Annotated in this window: 18 protein-coding genes; 14 read left to right on the top strand and 4 right to left on the bottom strand. The window is 32.7% G+C overall.

Annotation, left to right across the window (positions count from 1 at the left end):
- Positions 1-11: 11 nt before the first annotated feature.
- On the bottom strand, positions 12-1376 hold the full coding sequence (hemN, locus tag HSX10_RS10060) for an oxygen-independent coproporphyrinogen III oxidase (RefSeq protein WP_173588088.1): 1365 nt from the start codon (positions 1374-1376) through the stop codon (positions 12-14).
- A gap of 152 nt (positions 1377-1528) precedes the next feature.
- On the opposite strand from hemN, the gene HSX10_RS10055 reads away from it, so the two are divergent.
- From HSX10_RS10055 to HSX10_RS10020, 8 genes are all read left to right on the top strand, one after another.
- Positions 1529-2158, top strand: a complete 630-nt coding sequence (locus tag HSX10_RS10055) for a YceI family protein (RefSeq protein WP_173588087.1) — start codon at positions 1529-1531, stop codon at positions 2156-2158.
- A gap of 211 nt (positions 2159-2369) precedes the next feature.
- Complete coding sequence (locus HSX10_RS10050; protein ID WP_173588086.1) at positions 2370-2945, top strand: superoxide dismutase family protein; 576 nt, start codon at positions 2370-2372, stop codon at positions 2943-2945.
- Positions 2946-3048: 103 nt separating this feature from the next.
- Positions 3049-3576: an RNA polymerase sigma factor gene (locus tag HSX10_RS10045; protein WP_173588085.1), complete on the top strand. Its 528-nt coding sequence runs from the start codon at positions 3049-3051 to the stop codon at positions 3574-3576.
- 1 nt (position 3577) lies between these two features.
- A complete protein-coding gene (locus HSX10_RS10040; protein WP_173588084.1) occupies positions 3578-4375 on the top strand; it encodes an anti-sigma factor in 798 nt (265 codons plus the stop codon).
- A gap of 333 nt (positions 4376-4708) precedes the next feature.
- The gene (locus tag HSX10_RS10035; RefSeq protein ID WP_173588083.1) at positions 4709-5362 is read left to right on the top strand and encodes a DUF4331 family protein; all 654 of its coding nucleotides are present in this window, start codon (positions 4709-4711) and stop codon (positions 5360-5362) included.
- Between the two features lie 124 nt (positions 5363-5486).
- Positions 5487-6062 carry a DUF4331 family protein gene (locus HSX10_RS10030; protein WP_173588082.1) on the top strand — a complete coding sequence of 192 codons (576 nt, stop codon included), beginning with the start codon at positions 5487-5489 and terminating at the stop codon, positions 6060-6062.
- A 99-nt stretch (positions 6063-6161) separates the two neighbouring features.
- A complete protein-coding gene (locus HSX10_RS10025; RefSeq protein ID WP_173588081.1) occupies positions 6162-7439 on the top strand; it encodes a tetratricopeptide repeat protein in 1278 nt (425 codons plus the stop codon).
- 21 nt (positions 7440-7460) lie between these two features.
- Positions 7461-9680: a TonB-dependent receptor gene (locus HSX10_RS10020; RefSeq protein ID WP_173588080.1), complete on the top strand. Its 2220-nt coding sequence runs from the start codon at positions 7461-7463 to the stop codon at positions 9678-9680.
- Between the two features lie 279 nt (positions 9681-9959).
- On the opposite strand, the gene HSX10_RS10015 is transcribed toward HSX10_RS10020, so the two are convergent.
- The gene (locus tag HSX10_RS10015; RefSeq protein ID WP_173588079.1) at positions 9960-10379 is read right to left on the bottom strand and encodes a nucleoside-diphosphate kinase; all 420 of its coding nucleotides are present in this window, start codon (positions 10377-10379) and stop codon (positions 9960-9962) included.
- A gap of 55 nt (positions 10380-10434) precedes the next feature.
- Positions 10435-11481, bottom strand: coding sequence for an alkaline phosphatase D family protein (locus HSX10_RS10010; RefSeq protein ID WP_173588078.1), 1047 nt, complete (start codon positions 11479-11481; stop codon positions 10435-10437).
- An 84-nt stretch (positions 11482-11565) separates the two neighbouring features.
- On the opposite strand from HSX10_RS10010, the gene HSX10_RS10005 reads away from it, so the two are divergent.
- The 3 genes from HSX10_RS10005 to HSX10_RS09995 are packed head-to-tail and all read left to right on the top strand — an operon-like array spanning position 11566 to position 14364.
- Positions 11566-12585, top strand: coding sequence for a DHH family phosphoesterase (locus HSX10_RS10005; RefSeq protein ID WP_173588077.1), 1020 nt, complete (start codon positions 11566-11568; stop codon positions 12583-12585).
- 35 nt (positions 12586-12620) lie between these two features.
- Positions 12621-13154, top strand: coding sequence for a gliding motility-associated peptidyl-prolyl isomerase GldI (gldI, locus tag HSX10_RS10000; RefSeq protein ID WP_173588076.1), 534 nt, complete (start codon positions 12621-12623; stop codon positions 13152-13154).
- Positions 13147-14364 carry a peptidylprolyl isomerase gene (locus HSX10_RS09995; protein WP_173588075.1) on the top strand — a complete coding sequence of 406 codons (1218 nt, stop codon included), beginning with the start codon at positions 13147-13149 and terminating at the stop codon, positions 14362-14364. Before gldI ends, HSX10_RS09995 begins: the two co-directional genes overlap by 8 nt.
- A 94-nt stretch (positions 14365-14458) precedes the next feature.
- Here the strand turns inward: HSX10_RS09995 and HSX10_RS09990 are convergent, their stop codons facing one another.
- A complete protein-coding gene (locus HSX10_RS09990) occupies positions 14459-15922 on the bottom strand; it encodes an aminoacyl-histidine dipeptidase (protein ID WP_173588074.1) in 1464 nt (487 codons plus the stop codon).
- A 119-nt stretch (positions 15923-16041) separates the two neighbouring features.
- Here HSX10_RS09990 and HSX10_RS09985 point away from each other — a divergent pair, with 119 nt between their 5' ends.
- The 3 genes from HSX10_RS09985 (at position 16042) to HSX10_RS09975 (ending at position 21528) form a co-directional block, all read left to right on the top strand.
- On the top strand, positions 16042-17109 hold the full coding sequence (locus HSX10_RS09985; RefSeq protein WP_173588073.1) for a DUF3810 domain-containing protein: 1068 nt from the start codon (positions 16042-16044) through the stop codon (positions 17107-17109).
- Positions 17110-17232: 123 nt separating this feature from the next.
- Positions 17233-20205, top strand: coding sequence for an amidohydrolase family protein (locus tag HSX10_RS09980; protein ID WP_254453227.1), 2973 nt, complete (start codon positions 17233-17235; stop codon positions 20203-20205).
- 12 nt (positions 20206-20217) lie between these two features.
- Complete coding sequence (locus HSX10_RS09975; RefSeq protein WP_173588072.1) at positions 20218-21528, top strand: amidohydrolase family protein; 1311 nt, start codon at positions 20218-20220, stop codon at positions 21526-21528.
- Positions 21529-21579 lie beyond the last annotated feature (51 nt).

Here is a 21579-nt window from a genome sequence, read left to right as displayed (position 1 = left end):
GTTTTTTTGTTTTAGATTGTCATTGAAAACAACTGAGCATCAGGCTTTTTTCTTTGTAATAACAAATCAAAAGCCATACATATATTTCTAATAAAAGGTTTCCCTTTTTCTGTTACATTTATTTTTTTTACTTCAAACTGAAGTAATCCATCTAATTCAAATTCCTTTAATTTAATAAGTATATCAGGCAACTCTTCAAATACTAATGCGTCATCTTTCCAATTGGTTTCAAAATTACACATCAAATTAAGAATATGCTTTCTAATTACTAAATCTTCTGTGTTAAGAATATGACCTTTAAATACAGGAATAATATCTTTATCTAACAAGCTATAATATTCTTCATTAGACTTTACGTTTTGAGCAAAGCCATACCAACTATCACTAATAGATGACACTCCTAACCCAATCATGGCTAATGTTTTTGAAGCTGTATACCCCATAAAATTACGATGCAGCTTTTTGTTTTTTAAAGCCTTGTAAAGTGAATCGCTTTTTAACGCAAAATGATCCATCCCAATTTCTACATAACCTGCATTTTCAAAACATTGTTTTCCTGTTTCGTATTGTTGACGCTTAGATTCTGGCGTAGGTAAATCATTATCACTAAAACCACGTTGCCCGTTTCCTTTTATCCAAGGTACATGCGCATAACTATAAAATGCAATACGATCTGGCATTAATGCTCTCGTTTTATTGATGGTTTCAATAACATCTGCTTCAGTTTGAAACGGCAATCCAAAAATAATATCGTGACCTACTGAAGTATACCCAATTTCACGAGCCAAATCTGTAGCACGTTTTACGTTTTCGAAAGGTTGTACGCGATTAATTGCTTTTTGAATACTAAGATTATAATCCTGAACCCCATAACTAACACGTCTAAATCCTAAATCGTATAAGGTTTGAAGATGTTCTTCTGTGGTGTTGTTAGGGTGACCTTCAAAACTAAATTCATAATTCTCTGCTAAATCTGCATTAACTAAAAGTTCTGATATTAAAAATTTAAGATGCTCTGGTGAGAAAAATGTTGGTGTACCACCTCCTAAATGCAATTCTTTAATTCTTGGTTTACTTCCTAATAACTTAAGATATAAACTCCACTCTTTTAAAACAGCTTTAATATAAGGCGACTCTACTTCATGTCGCTTAGTGATGCGTTTATGGCAACCACAAAAGGTGCATAAACTTTCACAAAAAGGTAAATGAATATATAAACTTAAGCCTTCAGAATTATTACTTTCTTCAAAAGAACGTTTTAAAGAATCTTTCCATTTAGCTAAAGAAAAAGTACCCGAATCCCAATAAGGAACTGTTGGATAGCTTGTATAACGTGGACCTGCAACATTATACTTATTAATTAACGATTGGCTCATTTTACTCAAAAATTTATGAAGCAAAATTAGATATTTAATTGCTTAGAAATTATGATAATTATCATGATAGAGAAAACATAACACCAAGAATCCTTATAGTTCTTGCTTTACTGCTTATAACTACTTAACTTTACTAGAAATAAAAATTAGTCATGAAAAATACAAAATTATTTTCGTTATTATTTATTCTTACTTTAGGATTAACATCATGTAAAGAAGAAAAAAAAGAAGCTAAAACGGAGCCTACTGAAACGGTAGAAAACGCTGTTAAGTATGTCATTAAACCTACAGGAACTTCTGTAAAATGGACTGCTTATAAAACAACAGATAAGTTACCTGTTGGAGGAGAATTTGCTACTTTAAATTTTGATGCTAAAGAGGGGGCGACACCAGAAGAAGCTTTAAATAATTTAGAATTTTCAATTCCTATTAGTAATTTACTAACCAAAGATGCATCTAGAGATGCAAAAATTAAAGCATCTTTCTTTGGAGCTATGTTAGACACTGAATTTATCAAAGGAACTATAAAATATGTAGATAATGCTTATGTAGCATCTATTACTATGAATGGTGTTACTGCAGATTTACCTTTAGACGTTAGCATTACAGATGAAAGACGAGTGAGCTTAAAAGGAACAATGCAATTGAAAAATTGGGATGCTTTAGGAGCGTTAGAATCATTAAACAAAGTATGTTTTGACCTTCATAAAGGTGCTGATGGTGTTAGTAAAACTTGGGAAGATGTTGCTATTGAAGTCAATACTTTTTTAAGAGAGAACTAAAACTCATTGACTCACCTACGTTTTTAAAAACGTATGCTTAACTCTATCAAATGAATTAATATTATTTTTGATTGAGTTCTAAAAACATTTTTTACTTCATTAATTTGGGCTTGCTGTTAAATTATATTTAATATCAAGCCCAAATTTTTTGTATTAAATATATGTAATGCAGTTATAATATTTATTAACGCAACATAAAATCAGAACTATCATGAAAAATTTAAAATTCATTACACTCGCACTTACCATTCTATTTGCAACCGCTTGTAAAGACAAACCAAAAAACACCGATAAGGTTACTAAAACAGAAGCAGCAAAAGAGACTTCAATTTCCCAAAAAAGTTTATCCATAGCATTAGACCCTAAAAGCGGTAGTAATGTTGAAGGAACTATTAAATTTTCTGAAGAAAACGGAACAGTTAGCATGGTTGGGACCATTACAGGTTTAGAAGAAGGTAAACACGCTATTCATATTCACGAGAAAGCAGATTGCTCTGCCAATGACGGAACATCATCTGGAGGTCACTGGAATCCTACAGCACAACCACACGGCGCTTGGGGAGATGAAGCTGGTTATCACAAAGGAGACATAGGTAATCTTACTGCTAATTCTGACGGAAAAGCTACCATAACCAAAACTACAGATGAGTGGTGTATTGGTTGTGAAGACGACACAAAAAACATATTAGGAAAAGCTGTTATAGTACACATTGGTGTAGATGATTTAAAATCACAACCATCAGGTGATGCAGGCACACGTATTGGTTGTGCTGGAATTATAAAATAATTGTATTACATTTACAATAGCTAAATAACAACTCATTGTTAGAACAATTGCGGTGTACTCTTCCCCTTCTGCAAAAATTTCTAAGTAAAAATCCACTTATTAAATGGAATTAGAATTACTGGTAAAACAGTTTCAAAATAAAAACCACTTGGCTTTCGAAAAGCTATATGGCATGTATAGCAAAAGTATACATGGTGTCGTTTATAATATTATAAAGGATACGGCTATTGCAGATGAAATTATGCAAGATGTATTTATAAAAGCATGGAATAAATCAGAGACATACTCTTCTAAAAAGGGACGTTTTTTTACGTGGATACTCAATATTGCTCGTAATGCTGCTATAGATAAAACACGCTCTAAAGCTTTTAAACAAAAGAAACAAAACCTTAGTGCGGATTATTTCGTAGATATCATAGCCAGCCATGATAACTTAGACAACAGTACGGATGCCATTGGTATTAAAAAATTTGTAACGGAATTAGGTGACAAATGTAAAGCAGTCATAGAACTACTTTACTTTAAAGGATTCACTCAAAAAGAAGCTTCGGAAGAATTACAAATGCCAATTGGTACTATTAAAACAAGAAACCGGAACTGTATTCAACAATTAAGAGATATGGTATTGTAATATGGATATAAAAGCATACATAGAATCAGGTATTTTGGAGCTATACGTAGCCGGTAAATTATCTGAAGACGAAAATCTAGAGATCAATAAACTCTTGCAACAACACCCAAAGTTGTTACAAGAAGTTTTAGAAATAGAAAGTGCTGTTATAAAATTAACAGCCGCTGCATCACCTAATGCAAAAGGATTTGAGGATATAAAAAATAGAATTACTGCTAACGAAACTAAAGTTGTAGAGCTACAGCCAAGAAAAACCAATTGGATTTCTTACACAGGTTGGGCAGCATCTATTTTATTAGCAACAGGTTTATTCTGGTCACTTAATCAGAAAACAGAATTAGAGCAAGAAATACAAACCGTAGATATAGAAAATCGTTATTTAGAAATACAAATAGAAGCTGCTAAAACAGATTTAGCTACAACTAAAAACTTACTAGATGTAATTAGAGATAAAGATATTATATCAGTACCACTTGGTGGTCAAGGTAATTTTGCTTCTAGTTTCGCAAAAGTTTATTGGAACAAATCTAATAATACAATTTATTTAGATGCTGAAGGATTACCTGAAGCACCTGAAGGAAAAGTATGGCAAGTATGGTCATTAACATTAAATCCGTTAACGCCAACGAGCTTAGGAACTATTGATGATTTTAATACCGATGATAATAAAATCTTCACCATCATAAACGCTAACGAAAGTCAAGCTTTTGGTATTACATTAGAACCTGAAGGAGGAAGTGAATCTCCTACAATGGAGCAATTACACACTCTTGGTGTTGTAGATGTAAGTCCGTCGTAAACATATTTTAAAATTATAAATTAATTAAAACCACCTTGTGAAAACTTGGTGGTTTTTTTATTGATTAATTATAAGGTCACAATTAGAAAAAAAGAATACTGTTATGCATCCAAGTACACTTTTCTTCTAATTTTCAAGCTATTTCTTAAGTTGAAATCATCTATTTAAAAACTATCCTAATTTAATACCATAAAAAACCAACACACAAACCATTGATAAATAGATAATTAATAAATTATTATTCAATTAATTAAATTTTAACAAAACCACTATTCTTATTTTTTCGTAGGTAGAGCAGAGACAAAATAAATAATTAACTAAATCTCAAAAATTATGAAAAAAACAAAAATTTTAATCGCAACAGCAGTATTAGGTTTTGCCACATTCGTTGCCATTGCAGCAGATCATATAGATGCACCTGCAGTACAAGGAGGCACAAGTGACATTACAGATTTTTATGCCTTTAGAGGTGAAGATCAATCTAACTTAGTTTTAGTAGCTAACGTACAAGGGCTATTAACACCTGGAGCAACAAGTAGTGCTTCTTTTGATGAAAACGTTTTATTAGAATTTAATATTGATACTGATGGCGATAACGTTGAAGATTTAGTTATACAAGCAACTCCAAGAGATGGTAAAATGTATTTCTTTGGACCAACGGCTCCATCACAAACAGGTTTAAACAGTTCTATTATGTCAACATCGGCTAATGCAGGTATCGTTGATATTACAAATTATGGTGAAACAGCAATTATTGAAGAATTTGCAGGAATGAAATACTTTGCAGGACCAAGAGATGATCCTTTCTTTTTCGATTTCAACAAGTATACTGAAATTATTGCTGGTGATGCTTCTGGTTTTGATAATCCTGGTGACGATACATTTGCAGGAAGTAATGTATTATCTGTAGTTGTTGAAGTACCAAAATCTATGATAGGAACCTCTGGCACTATTAATACATGGGTAGAATCTAAGAGAAAGCAATAAATCTAAAATAGATTTAACGCATAACATTAAAACAATATTAATTAAAAAAAATAGTCACATTATAACATCTGTATAGAAATTAAACATGTTATAATTGATTGAAATAACCTTAAAAAATAACAAGATGAAAATCAATAATATAAAATTATTTGCTGTTGCAATTTTAGCGTCTATGACGGCTTTTAACTGTAGCAATGACGATGACAATACAACCGAACCAGAAGGACTTAACTTTACAGGAACATATGTACAAGAAGACCAAATGGGGCGACCTGCAATTAACACGGTATTTGTAAACGATGGTATGAAAGATACTTTTAACACCACAATCCCTTCAGATATGAATGCTGCTTTTCAAAGCGCATTTCAAACTAAATTAGAAACTTTAAGTCCTGCTTACGATCCTGCATCTCCAGATGATGCTAATGCTTTAGGGTTTACTGCTGCACAATTTACAAGTGTATTAGCTACAGATGTACTTACGGTATCATTAGATGCACCAACAACATTTTTTGACGGAACTAACATATTAACTGGTAGAAATTTAACAGATGATGTTATCGATGTAGAATTAATACTAATCTTTGGTGGAGAAGAAGGACTAACTAATCCAGAATTCCCAAGTTTAACAAGCGATAATGTAGCTTCTAACGACAAAGACTTTTTAACTTCTTTCCCTTACCTAGCGTCTCCTTGGTAAATAAATTTTTAGTAGACTAAAATGAGATTAATGACATCTCATTTTAGTTTATTTGCAAATGCATAACACACAATAATAAAATCTCAAAAACAAATTATTATGCACATTAAAAACATCCTTCCCCTATTTTTATTGGCAACAATGCTGAGTTGCAATACTAAAACAGTTACAAAAGCATCAGATTACAGCCAATACCTATCTACTAACATTAATACTCCTGATCTATTAGAAGACGTTAACTTTTGGACCAATAAAATTGAAAATAGCTCAAGCTCTTACTCTTATTTAATAAGTAGAGCGAATGCCAACACAAAAGTATTTAATATCACAGGAGAAATCAACTATTTAATTGAAGCTGAAAAAGATTTACTTGTCGCTAATACCATTGTTAAAGATACTGATGCTGGACTTCTAAAAAACCTAGCAGGTAATTATATTTCACAACACCGCTTTAAAGAAGCCTTAGCTTTGTTAAAAAAGGCAGAAGCTAATGGTAAAAAATTGAATGGCACAAAAAAGATGCTGTTCGATGTTCATTTAGAATTAGGAAACTACATCTATGCAGAAGCTTATTTAAATGAAATAAAAAACAATTCAAACTTTGATTACCTCATCCGTTTATCAAAATTAGAGGATCATAAAGGTAATCTTGATGGAGCTATTGAAAACATGGAAAAAGCCATGGCAATAGCAGAATCATCAAATACTAAAGGAATGAAACTTTGGTCTTATACTAATATTGCAGATTTTTATGGTCATGCAGGTGAAATAGAAAAATCATACACTTACTATTTAAAATCTTTAGAGCTAGATCCTAATAATGCCTATGCAAAAAAAGGAATTGCTTGGATCGTTTATTCTTATGAAAACAACCCAAAACAAGCTTTAAACATTTTAAACCATATTACTACTTATCATAATTCACCAGATTATGATTTACTAAAGGCAGAAATTGCTGAATATAAAAATGATGATACTTTAAAATCACAATCATTAGAAAGTTATTTAACCGCGACGGATAACAAATTGTACGGAGAAATGTATAACAAGTATAGCGTTATGCTTTTTACTGATGATTTAGAAATGCCAGATCGTGCATTAGAAATAGCAAAAAAAGAAATCGAAAATAGAGCAACACCGCAATCTTATGACTTATTAGCATGGAGCTATTTTAAGAAAGGTGATATAGCTAAAGCAAACGACATAATTGAAGAGTTTGTAATCGGTAAAACATTTGAACCTTCTGTTTTATACCATGTAGCAGAGATTTATAAAGCTGCGGGTAAAACAGAGAAAATTCAACCTATAAAAGAAGAATTATTAGCGAGCCTTTATGAATTAGGCCCATTAATGGAACAAAAAATAAACCAATTATAAACCAACCTTTACCTATCAATTATGAAACAAATCTTAACATTAACTATTTTATGCTGCTTCTCATTAGTCACGAGGGCACAAAATTTAAAAGGAATAGTACAAAACGAACTCAACCAGCCCTTAGAAGCTGCATACATATACAACCAGAGTACAGAAAGTCACGCCCACTCTACAGAAAATGGAGTGTTTTTAATAAAAGACACCAAAGTAGGAGATTCTTTAAGAATTGGGTTATTAGGTTATAAAACAAGAATTATTAGATTAGAATCTTCTGAGAATTTTAAAATTACACTTGAAGAAAAAGCGTTTCAATTAGATGAAATGATGATTACGGAAGAATTAAATACCGTAAGTACAATTTCTAGATTAGATCTAAATATTACACCTGTAAATTCTACTCAAGAAGTTTTAAGAAAAGTACCAGGTTTATTTATTGGTCAGCATGCCGGAGGCGGAAAAGCAGAACAATTATTTTTACGTGGTTTTGATATCGATCACGGAACCGATGTTTCTATTTCTGTAGATGGAATGCCTGTAAATATGGTTTCTCATGCACACGGTCAAGGTTATAGTGACTTACACTTTGTAATCCCAGAAACTGTAAATAAAATTGATTTCGGAAAAGGTGCTTATTATGCACAAGAAGGAGATTTCAATACTGCAGGTTATGTTAACTTTAAAACGAAAGACTATTTAAAAGAAAGTGAAATTTCTTTTACAGTAGGTCAATTCAACACCATGAGAACTGTAGGTTTATTTGATCTTTTAGAAAGCTCTAAAAATCAAAATGCTTATGTCGCTTTAGAATATATAAACACTGATGGCCCTTTTGAATCGCCTCAGAATTTTAACAGACTTAACCTATTTGGTAAATACGTTGTATTTTCTCCAGAAAATGACAAATTAACTTTAACAGCTTCTCATTTTACGAGTCGTTGGGATGCTTCAGGTCAAATTCCACAGCGTGAAGTTGACAACGGAAACATTACACGTTTTGGTGCTATTGATGATACTGAAGGAGGACAAACACAACGTACCAATCTTAATGTAACTTACGATAAATATATTGATGATAATACCAAGTTAAGCACTAATGCTTTTTACTCTCATTATGCTTTTGAATTGTATTCAAACTTTACCTTCTTTTTAGAAGACCCAATTAATGGAGATCAAATTTTTCAAAAAGAAGATCGAAATATTTTTGGTGTCAATACAACAATTACACACAATACTAATTTTGGTGATACTGAACTAACATTAACGTCTGGTATTGGCTTAAGACATGATATTTCTGATGATGTAGAATTATCTAGAACCCTAAACAGAAGTACAACTTTAGAGAATATTCAATTAGGAGATATTAACCAAACTAACATTGATGCTTATGTAAATGCTGAATTCGAATTCGGAAAATTTAAAGTAGCACCAGCGTTACGTGTAGACTATTTTAAGTTTATGTACAACGATGCTCTTCAAACTAATTATGCAACCTTATCTGAGACTAAAACAATTTTAAGTCCTAAGTTAAATTTCTTCTATAACGCTCAAGATAATTTACAATTATATCTTAAATCAGGATTAGGTTTTCACTCTAACGATACAAGAGTTGTTGTAGCCAATGGAGGTGAAGATATTTTACCACGTTCTTACGGAGCTGATTTAGGAACCGTATGGAAACCATTCCCTAAGTTAGTAGTAAACTCTGCACTTTGGTATTTATTTTTAGAACAAGAATTTGTTTACGTAGGTGATGCTGGTATTGTAGAACCAAGCGGCAAAACAAGACGTTTCGGATTAGATTTAGGTTTACGTTACCAGCTAACAGACTGGTTATTTTTAGATACAGATGCAACACTTACCAATGCAAGAAGTATTGATGAAGCAGATGGTCAGGATTACATTCCTTTAGCACCAGATTTCACTTTAGTAGGTGGTTTATCTGTAGATGATCTTAATGGTTTTTCAGGAGGCTTACGCTTTAGATATTTAGATGATAGAGCTGCTAATGAAGATAATTCTATTGTCGCTGAAGGTTATATGGTAACAGATTTTAATGTGAATTACAGTTTTAATAAAGTTACACTAGGACTTGCTATAGAAAATCTTTTTGATGTAGAATGGAATGAAACACAATTCGCTACAGAATCTCGTTTACAAGGCGAAGCACAATCTGTTGAAGAAATACATTTTACTCCTGGTACACCTTTCTTTATAAAAGGAACAGTTAGCTACCGATTTTAAAAACTTTCAACGCTTAATTTGTGGGGAAGCAGATTAAGTATTGTTGATTGATAGCTAACAAAAAAGATTGATCTGTGTTTGAGATTGATCAAATCATGAAGTTTTCATGATGTTTTTGAGTTTTTTTGTTGGTGAAACACCTGCTCGAAAGAGTGGGTGTTTTTTTTATTATTATTTCTAATTTGAATAGCAATGAACGCTTATAGAACCTTTGAGTTTATTCCAAAAAAAAAGACCATCCGTAAAGATGGTCTTTTAAATATTATATAATGTTTTAGCTTAAAACATATCTCTACCTGAAAAATGGAAAGCACCTTCAATGGCTGCATTTTCATCACTATCACTTCCGTGAGCTGCATTTTCTCCAATAGAAGCTGCATATAACTTACGGATCGTACCTTCAGCTGCATCATCAGGATTTGTAGCACCAATTAAAGTTCTAAAATCTTCAACTGCGTTATCTTTTTCTAAGATAGCTGCAACGATAGGACCACGAGTCATATATTCAACTAACTCTCCAAAAAATGGACGTTCGTTATGTATTGCGTAAAATTCCTCAGCATCAGCTTTAGTCATTTGCGTTAATTTCATCGCTACGATTCTAAAACCTGAAGCTGTAATTTTTTCTAATATTGCGCCAATGTGTCCTTTTTCAACAGCATCAGGCTTTAACATTGTAAATGTTCTGTTAGTTGCCATGTATCTTTTTTTTAATATGGTGCAAAAGTAATGTAATTTACAGAATAAGCAAGCATCAATACTTCTGCGATAATTCGTTAAGTTTTATATTATTTTCGCCTCTCATTTCCATTTCAATTTCTTTAGTTTCAAAATTAAAATGTAAAACTCCAAAGCTAATTTCAGAAATAACACTCCCTATTCTGTAAGCATTTGATTCGCCTGAAAATTTACTGTAAGCATGAGTTAAACCACTTGATGTAAAATCTACCAAAGGATACGCTAATCCTTCTACATCTGTACTAGAAAATTCTGAAATATGACGGTCTCCAGATAATATTAATACACCTTTAGCTTTAGAGTCTACTATTAAAGATTCTAAACGAGCGACTTCATGTGGAAAATTTCCCCAAGTTTCAAATCCATGTTCATTAGACAAAAGTTGAATACTGCTTACTATAATATTAAAATCGGCATCAGAAGTTTTTAATTCATCTTCTAACCATTTCCATTGTGCAGTTCCTAAGACCGTACCTTTACCGTACTCATTAGGTTTATAGCGTTTTTCTGAAGCCTTATCCTCTGTTAATTCTGATCTAAAGTAACGTGTATCTAACACTATAATCTTAATACTTCCTTTATCTAGATTTATAGTTTCAGAATCATAAACCCCTTCCCTATTTCTACGAGCATCTGTTTTAGAAACTCCCATAAAATCTAAAAATTCTTCTTGACTTTCTTTTTTCTTATAAAACGCTTCTCCTCCATCACTTAAACCATAATCATGATCGTCCCAAGTTCCTAATATTTTAGCTGAAGCTATTAATTTCTGATAGTTTGGATCAGATAATTGCTTATCATAATCGGCTTTTAATTTCACCATATTATCAGTATCAGAATACACATTATCTCCGCCCCAAATCCATACACTTGGTTGGTGTTCTAAGATAGGAGCCCATAATAAATTGGTTACATTTTGCTTGTTACAAGAACCAAACGCAATTGTATAATCGGCATTATAAGTTACAACATTAGCCGTTGGCATCGTTTTTATATCTGATGACTTACAACCAACAAATAACAGAACAATAATGACACTTAAAAGACGCATAAAATGATTCATAATAATGTTAATTTTCAACAAAGTTAATTTAAAATAAAGCAAGGTCTTTATACAATATGTTATTAAATTGTATCTTCGCATTCTATGATCACAAACCAAATTCCAGAAATAAAAGCCTTATTAAGTACACCTAAAAACATCGTTATTGTACCGCATAGAAATCCTGATGGAGATGCTATGGGTTCTACTTTAGCTTTGTGTCATTACTTAAAATTATATAACCATAATGCTGTAATTATTGCACCTAATGATTATCCTGATTTTTTAAAATGGTTGCCAGGTGACGATTCTGTTTTAAAATTTGAAACGCAACAACAAGAAAGCAATAAGCTTATAAATGCTGCCGAGTTGATTTTTACATTAGATTTTAATGCTTTTCATCGTGCTGGAAATCTTATGGCTGAAGCTTTAGAAAAAGCGACTGCAACAATGATTATGATAGATCACCATCAACAGCCAGATAATTATGCTAAATACACGTATTCAGATGTAAGCATGTCTTCAACTTGTGAAATGGTTTATAATTTTATTGAAATGCTTGGAGATGCTGAAAAAATTAATGCCGATATAGCAACGTGTCTATACGTTGGTATTATGACAGATACAGGCTCTTTTCGTTTTCCTGCAACCACGAGCAGAACTCACGAAGTTATTGGAAGCTTAATTGCAAAAGGAGCTGATAATTCTCAAATCCATAATAATACATTCGACACCAATAGTTATAGTCGCTTACAGTTATTAGGAAGAGCACTTCAAAATTTAAAAGTGATTCCAGAATTACGTACAGCTTACATTACATTATCTCAGGCAGAACTGGACGAATTCAACTTTAAAAAAGGAGATACAGAAGGGTTTGTAAATTATGCCTTATCATTAAAAGGTATTATTTTTGCCGCTATTTTTATAGAAAGCCATCAAGATAAAATCATAAAAATATCATTGCGTAGTAAAGGTGAGTTTTCTGTGAACGAATTTTCTAGAGTACATTTCCATGGTGGTGGTCATACCAACGCAGCAGGAGGACGTAGTGATGATGATATGCAAACTACTATAAGTAAATTTATTAGTATATTACCGCAGTATAAAAACGATTTAGCCCAATAAATCCACCTAATTAATTGCAAATAAAATGTTTTAACATGAAAAATCTACATATAATAGCTATCCTAACTCTATTATGTTTCAGTTGCAAATCTCCAGAAGCTAGATTGCCAGAATCTGTACAATCGGGTTCATTTTTAAAAGCCTCTGTAGAACGAAACAAAAAGCTTAATGAGCTAGAACACAAACAAATTTCAGATATTATAAAGAGTAATCCAGACAAAGAATATTTCTCTTCAGAAAGTGGTTTTTGGTATCATTACAATACTAAAATTGAAAAAGACACCATACAACCAGAATTTGGAGATCTTATCCATTTTTCTTTTAATGTATCTACTATTGAAGGAGACCAAATTTACGCCAACAGTTCTAGAACATATGTAATGGATAAAGAAGAATTGTTTACAGGTTTGCGCGAAGGTTTAAAATTATTAAAACCTACTGAAACAGCAACTTTTATATTTCCTTCCCAAAAAGCTTTTGGGTATTACGGAGATGAAAATAAAATAGGAACTAACGTTCCTCTAATTTGTGAAGTAACTTTAAACACTATAACTCAAAAAAATGATTAAAAAAGCACTTACTGTATTTGTTGTATTAATAGTATTGGTAAATATTTCTTGCCAAGAACGCTATTCGGATTTAGGAGACGGAATTTATGCCGAATTTATAACCTCTAAAGACACAATGGTTGCAAAACTATTTTATGATCAAGCACCTGTAACGGTTGCTAATTTTGTTGCATTGGCAGAAGGAGATCACCCTTTATTAGGAGATGAATTTAAAGGAAAGCCTTATTATGATGGATTAACATTTCACCGTGTTATGAATGATTTTATGATTCAAGGTGGAGATCCTACAGGAACAGGTTCTGGAGATCCGGGATACAAGTTTGAAGATGAACTTGTAGACAGTTTAAGACATGACAAACCTGGTATGCTATCTATGGCTAACTCTGGCGCTAACTCTAACGGAAGTCAATTTTTCATTACAGAAAAAGCAACACCATGGTTAGATGGTTTTGATGCTAGCGGAAATTTAAAAGATTGTTCTAATCCAAGAGTATCATGTCATGCTGTATTTGGAGAATTAGTAAAAGGTTTAAACGTATTAGATACAATTTCGAATGTAAAAGTTCAGCCTGGATCTAACAAACCATTAGAAGATGTGGTGATTACAAAATTAAATATTATTAGAATTGGTACTGCAGCAAAAAAGTTTGATGCACCTAAAGTATTTACAGAAGAATTACCTAAAATTAAGGAAAGAGCTGCAGCTGCAAAACTTGAAGCTGAGAAAAAAGCTGAAGAAGCTAAATTAGCTGCTAAAGCTAAAGCTGAAGTTGCAAAAACTGAATTCTTAAAAAAGAACGAAGAATTAAAAGGTAGAAAAATTGAATCTCCTACAGGAATGGCTATGATCTTTACTCACGAAGCAGATGGTGTAAAACCAGCTTCTACAGATCGTGTAAACATTGATTGTGCTGGGTATTTAGAAAATGGAGATCTTTTCTGGACGACTTTAAAAGAAGTTGCTGAGAAAAACGGCAAATATGACGAAAGACAAGATAAAGCTGGTCGTTATGTTCCTTTTGATATGCAATACAACGAAACTGCTACTTTAATTGCTGGTTTTAAAGAAGCAATGCTTAACATGAAAATTGGAGATAAAGCAAGAGTATTTATTCCTTACTATTTAGGTTATGGAGAAAGAGGAAATCCTCCAGTGATTCCTGCTAGTGCCAACCTTATTTTTGATATTGAATTGGTAAGCATTAAATAATACTTACTATAACATAAAAAAGCAGCTATAATTTATAGCTGCTTTTTTTATGAAATAAAATCAATAAGAAAATTATCTTATTAATTTATAAAACTTAGGCTTTAGGAATATGTTCTAATATCTCTAAAACAAATTTCCAATATTTCTGTGCTGAAGAAATCTGAGCACGTTCATCAGGAGAATGCGCTCCTTTAATATTAGGACCAAAACTAATCATATCCATTTCTGGATAATTAGTTCCTAAAATCCCACATTCTAAACCTGCGTGACAAGCTGCAACGTGAGGTTTCTCTCCATTATTTAAACGCTCGTAAATTGGCACCATTTCTTTTAAAATAGCAGAATCCATATTTGGAGCCCAACCCGGATAATCGCCAGAAAGTTCTACTTCACAACCTGTTAATTCAAAAGTTGCACGTAACATATTAGCTAAATCATCTTTAGTACTTTCTACAGAACTACGTGTTAAACAACCAATTTTAATAGCGCCATCTTTCACTATAACTCTTGCAATGTTATTAGACGTTTCTACCAAACCTTCAATATCCGGGCTCATACGGTAAACACCATTATGCGCAGCATATATCGCTCTAGTTAAACCTTCTTGCACTCCTAAATCCATGATTTTTTCTGGAGTTTCTGTTTTAGAAACAACAACCTCTAAATCAGGTTCCATTGTTTTAAATTCAAACTTAAGCATTTCGGCTTTCGCTTTCATTTCGGCTTCAAAAGCATCTTCATGTACAGAATCTACCGCTACAATTGCATTACTTTCTCTTGGAATAGCATTTCTTAAACTACCACCATCAATTTCAGAAATACGAAGTCCATAATCTTCAAAACCATCAAACAGTAAACGGTTCATTAATTTATTAGCATTTCCTAAACCTTCATGAATTTGCATTCCTGAATGTCCTCCTTGCAACCCTTTTACGGTTATTGTATACCCAATTTTAAACTCTGGAGTTTCTTCTTCATTATACTCGCGTGTTGCCGTAACATCTATTCCTCCTGCACAACCAACTCCTATTTCGTCATCTTCTTCTGTATCTAAGTTTAAAAGAATTTCACCTTTAAGTAAACCTCCTTTTAAACCTTGAGCGCCTGTCATTCCTGTTTCTTCATCAATAGTAAACAAAGCTTCTAATGCAGGATGCGCAATAGTATCACTTTCTAAGATAGCCATAATCGTTGCAACTCCTAAACCGTTATCTGCACCAAGTGTTGTTCCTTTTGCTTTTACCCAGTCTCCATCAACAAACATTTCAATACCTTGCTCATCAAAATTAAAAACGGTATCGTTATTCTTTTGGTGTACCATATCTAAATGCGATTGCATTACTATCGCCTTACGGTCTTCCATTCCTTTAGATGCAGGCTTACGGATAATTACATTTCCAACCTCATCGACTAACGTTTCCAAACCTAAACTCTCACCAAAATCCTTCATAAATTTAATGACACGCTCTTCCTTTTTAGAAGGTCTTGGCACCGCATTTAAATCTGCGAATTTATTCCATAATACTTTTGGCTCTAAGGCTCTTATTTCTGAACTCATAAATCTTATTTTTAGATATACAAAGGTACAAAATACGTTTATCTCTTTATTGAGATTCTAAACTTGTTTCTCTCATATAAAATAATTAGTCAGTCCATTCTTTTTCCTATTTTTGATACATGCGAAAAAACATAAAACTTATCCTTGTTATTTTCTTCGGAATTCAATTGTTATTCTTATCGCAATTGAAGCATTATCCCGAATTTATTGAACAATTTTACAGCAACGGACTTTATGTGTTTTTATCAAAATTATCACGTTATATTTCTGGATGGATTCCTTTTTCTGTTGGTGATCTATTTTACACTTTTGGAGGCATTTACATTATAAAATGGTTAATTTCAAACCGAAAACGCATTATTAAAGACACAAAAAACTGGCTTTTAGATGTTGGTTCTACTTTATCTATTGCCTATTTTGCCTTTCACATACTTTGGGCTTTTAATTATTACCGTCAACCGCTCTACAAATCTTTAAATCTTGAAGCTGAATATTCAACCGAGCAATTAATATCCTTTACAAAACGTTTAATTGAAAAGTCGAATCAATTACAATTTCAATTGGTTAAAAATGATACTTTAAAAGTTGAATCTCCATATACTAAACCTGAAATTTTTAATAAAGTAGAAAATGGCTATAAATCGTTAGCTAAAGTTTATCCACATCTTGAATATAACCCCGTAAGTATTAAAAAATCAATTTACAGTTTACCTTTAACCTACATGGGATTTTCGGGATATATAAACCCATTTACAAATGAAGCTCAAGTCAACGGATTAATTTCCACTTATAAATATCCAACAACATCTTGCCACGAAGTAGCACATCAATTAGGTTACGCAGCAGAAAACGAAGCTAATTTTATTGGTAGTTTAGCGGCTATACATAATGATGATTTATATTTTAAATATTCGGGGTATACCTTTGCGCTTCGGTATTGTTTAGGCGAAATTTTTAGACGCGATCCTGAAGTTTATGCTACAATTTTGCCATCTATAAACAAAGGTATTCTTATAAATTACCAAGAGTCTCAAGATTTTTGGAAATCTTACGAAAACCCTATCGAGCCTATTTTTGAAAAAACATTCGATAATTTCTTAAAAGCGAATAATCAATCTGCAGGCATGAAAAGTTATAGCTATGTTGTTGCACTTTTAGTGAATTATTATGAAGATAAAAGCTTATAAATAATAAAACTGAGTGTTTTTAAACAAATTAAGCAAAGTTCTAAAAATGTTAAAACCTTTAGATTACAAGAACTGAAACGCTTAAATTCCTATATTTAAAATTCTAACAAAACCAGCCACAATATGATTAAAGTACATTTACGGCTGCTCATTTTCATGTGCAGTTTTTCATTATTTGCACAAGATTACTTTCCTAGTAATACTGGAGTAATAGCCAAAAACACTAACTATACGGCTTTTACTAATGCAACAATTCACGTATCACCAACCGAAACTATTGACAACGCTACACTTCTTATTAAAGATGGAAAAGTAGTTAGCGTAGGGAAATCAGTAAATATTCCTAAAAACACAACTAAAATAGATCTTTCAGGAAAAACGATTTACCCTTCTTTTATTGATTTACATACCACATTTGGTGTCGAAAAACCCAAACGAGGTGGTAACGGACCACAATATGGCCCGAGCAGAAGTGGTTTTTATTGGAATGACCACATTATGCCAGAACAAGACGTAATGACGAGTTTTAAATACGATGAAAAAACAGCAACCGAATTACAAAAATTAGGTTTTGGAGTGGTAAATACACATATGCCAGATGGTGTTGTTCGTGGTACAGGAGCTTTAATTGCTCTGAATAATAATGCCGATAATTCTATGCGAATTATAGATAGCAAAGCATCGCAGCATTTATCATTCAGCAAAAGTGTGAAGTCACAACAACGTTATCCTTCTTCTATTATGGGAAGTATGGCCTTATTACGCCAGATGTATAGTGATGCCAAATGGTACGAAGCAGGCCACATTGACACTAAAGATTTATCTCTAGAAGCTTTAAACACCCATAAAAACTTACTTCAAATTTTTGAAGCAGGCAGCAGAGCAAACTTAATGCGAGCTGACAAAGTGGGTGATGCATTTAATATTCAATACACTATTCTTGGTGGTGGTGATGAATATGAACGTATTGATGAAGTTAAGGGCACAAATGCTACAATTATTTTACCCATCAATTTTAAACTCGCTTATGATGTTGACGATCCATTTTTAGCAAGCACATTAACGTTAAGTGATATGCGTGCTTGGAATCAGGAACCACACAATCCAGGATTATTAGCAGAAAACGGAATTAAATTTGCTTTAACAACACACGGATTAAAATCTACTAAATCATTTTCTTCTAACTTAATAAAAGCGATTGAAAGTGGACTTTCTAAACAAAAAGCACTTGAAGCATTAACTACAGTTCCTGCTGCATTATTAGGGAAATCTGACCTCTTAGGAACTTTAAAAACAGGAAGTTACGCTAATTTTTTAATTACAGATGGTGATATTTTTGAAAAGAAAACAAAGCTTTATGAAAATTGGGTACAAGGAGAAGCAAATATTCTTGAAGATATAAATACTAAAGATATTGATGGAGATTACACCTTTAAACTTGCAGGAAGTGATTTTAAGCTATCCATCTCTGGAAGTACAAGTAAGCCTAAAGCTAAACTAGAAAGCAATGACAAAAATTTAGGCACAAAAATCAATTATTCAGACGATTGGCTAAATCTTATATTTAAAACAACTGATAGTACTAAAAATGAATATACTAGAGTTGTCGCTAAAATTACGAATCTAAAAACCTTAAGCGGAAAAGCAATATTACCAGATGGTAATGAAATTTCTTTTGTTGCCCTTAAAAAAGATAAAGAAGCAGCAGACAAAAAAGGGGCTAAAGCAAAGAAGGATGAAACTGTTAACAAAGCTTCAATGTACCCTATAACCTATCCTAATTTAGCTTATGGATTTACAGAACAACCAAAATCTGAAACTTTACTATTTAAAAACGCGACCGTTTGGACCAATGAAAAAGAGGGGGTTTTAGAAAATACAGATGTTTTAATTAAAGACGGAAAGATTTCAAAAATAGGTAAAGATCTTTCTAGTAGAAATGCAAAAGTTATTGATGCTACAGGAAAACACATTACCGCAGGTATCATTGACGAGCACTCGCATATTGCAACTTCATCTATAAACGAAGGTGGTCAGAATTCTTCTGCAGAAGTAACGATTGAAGATGTTTTAGACGAAAAAGACATTAATATTTATCGCAATTTAGCAGGTGGCGTAACTTCTATTCAAGTTTTACATGGTTCAGCAAATCCTATTGGAGGTCGCTCTGCTATTATTAAATTAAAATGGGGAGAAACAGCAAATGGTTTAATTTATGATGATTCCCCTAAGTTTATAAAATTTGCTTTAGGAGAAAACGTAAAACAATCTCGATATAGCACCAATGCACGTTTTCCTCAATCTCGTATGGGTGTAGAACAAGTTTTTATTGATTATTTTACACGAGCCAAAGCTTATGATGCATTAAAGAAAAGTGGCAAACCTTATAGATACGATGCAGAAATGGAAACACTTGCTGAAATTTTAAATGGTGAGCGTTTTATTTCATGTCATTCTTACGTACAAAGTGAAATTAATATGTTGATGAAAGTTGCAGATCAATTCGATTTTAAAATCAATACTTTCACACACATTCTTGAAGGTTATAAAGTAGCAGATAAAATGAAAGCTCATGGCGCAGGCGGATCTACATTTAGTGATTGGTGGGCTTATAAATACGAAGTAAATGATGCTATTCCGTACAATGCTGCCATTATGCATAACGCAGGGATTACAGTAGCAATTAATAGTGATGATCCTGAAATGTCTCGCCGATTAAACCAAGAAGCTGCTAAATCTGTAAAATACGGTGGCGTTAGTGAAGAAGAGGCTTGGAAATTTGTGACTTTAAATCCGGCAAAACTTTTACATCTTGATAACAGAGTTGGTAGTCTTAAAGTAGGAAAAGATGCTGATGTGGTTTTATGGACAGACCACCCATTATCTATCTATGCTAAAGCTGAAAAAACAATTATTGAAGGTGTTACCTATTTTGATTTAGAAAAAGATATGCAAATGCGAGACGCTATTAAAAAAGAAAAAAGTGAGCTTATTAATTTGATGCTTCAAGATAAAAACAAAGGCATAAAAACGCAACCTATTAAGAAAAAAGAGCATCACGATTTACATTGTGACTCTATGGATTCTCACAACTAAAACTATTTAAAAATGAAAAACTTAAATAAAATAAACACCTTATTGTTTTTGTTGTGTATCTCATTAGGATTCGCACAACAAACACCAGCACCAAAGCAAACTAAAGATTTTGCTATTGTTGGAGCCACAGCTCATATAGGAAATGGTACGGTTATAGAAAATAGCATTATTGTAGTCAGTAATGGTAAAATTATAACCATAGGACCTGAGGCTTCTACGCCACTCACCAGACAAGCTATGGATATTATTGACGGAAAAGGTAAACATATTTACCCAGGCTTTATTGTTGCTAATGGAACCTTAGGATTAGTAGAAGTAGATGCCGTAAAAGCCTCTAATGACTTATCTGAAATGGGAACTTTTAATCCACATATAAGGAGTATTATTGCCTATAATACGGAATCTAAAGTCACAGAATCTATGCGACCAAATGGTGTATTGCTTGGGCAAGTTGTACCGAGAGGTGGACGAATTTCAGGAACCTCATCTGTAGTGCAATATGATGCTTGGAACTGGGAAGATGCAGCTATTAAATTAGATGATGGTATTCACATTAATTGGCCAAGTACATTTAGACGTGGCCGCAGATGGTTAGGAGAAGATCCAGGTTTAAAACCGAATGACGATTACGCCAAACAAGTTAAAGAACTAAACGATTACTTTAACGAATCTAAAAGCTATAACAACGGTAGTAAAGCCGAACGTCATTTACCTTATGAAGCTATGGCTGGTTTGTTTGATGGTTCTAAACATCTATACATCAATGCCAATGATGAAAAAGCCATTACAGATGCTGTAAACTTTGCAAAATCTCAAAATGTGGCTCATATCACTATTGTTGGTGCTTATCAATCTGGAAATTTAGCTGAGTTTTTAAAACAAAATGAGGTATCTGTATTTTTAAGACGTGTACACTCTAGACCTGAATTAGAAGATGACGATTATGACTTACCTTACAAATTGGCAAAAAAATTAGTTGACGCTGGTGTTTTAGTCGCTTTAGAACCGAGCGGACAAATGGAACGTATGAATTCTCGAAATCTTCCGTTTTATGCAGGTACAACGGTTGCTCATGGCTTAACTAAGGCACAAGCCTTGCAACTCATTACAGAAAACCCTGCAAAAATTATGGGTATTGATGATATGTATGGAACTTTAGAAGTTGGAAAAAGTGCTACTCTTTTTATAAGTGAAGGTGACGCTTTAGACATGCGAACCAATATTTTAACCAAAGCATTTATAGATGGTAGAGAGCTAAGTTTAGAAACACACCAAACGGAACTTTGGAAACGCTATTCTGAGAAACCTAGTCAAGTAGATTAATAAAAAAAAGCGGGCCAAATGGCTCGCTTTTTTTATGCTTTATAAATATTA

The organism is Winogradskyella undariae (assembly GCF_013285155.1).
Lineage (GTDB): Bacteria > Bacteroidota > Bacteroidia > Flavobacteriales > Flavobacteriaceae > Winogradskyella > Winogradskyella undariae.
The sequence above is the reverse complement of the archived record's forward strand: the minus strand, read 5'-3'. Positions and strand labels throughout refer to the sequence as shown.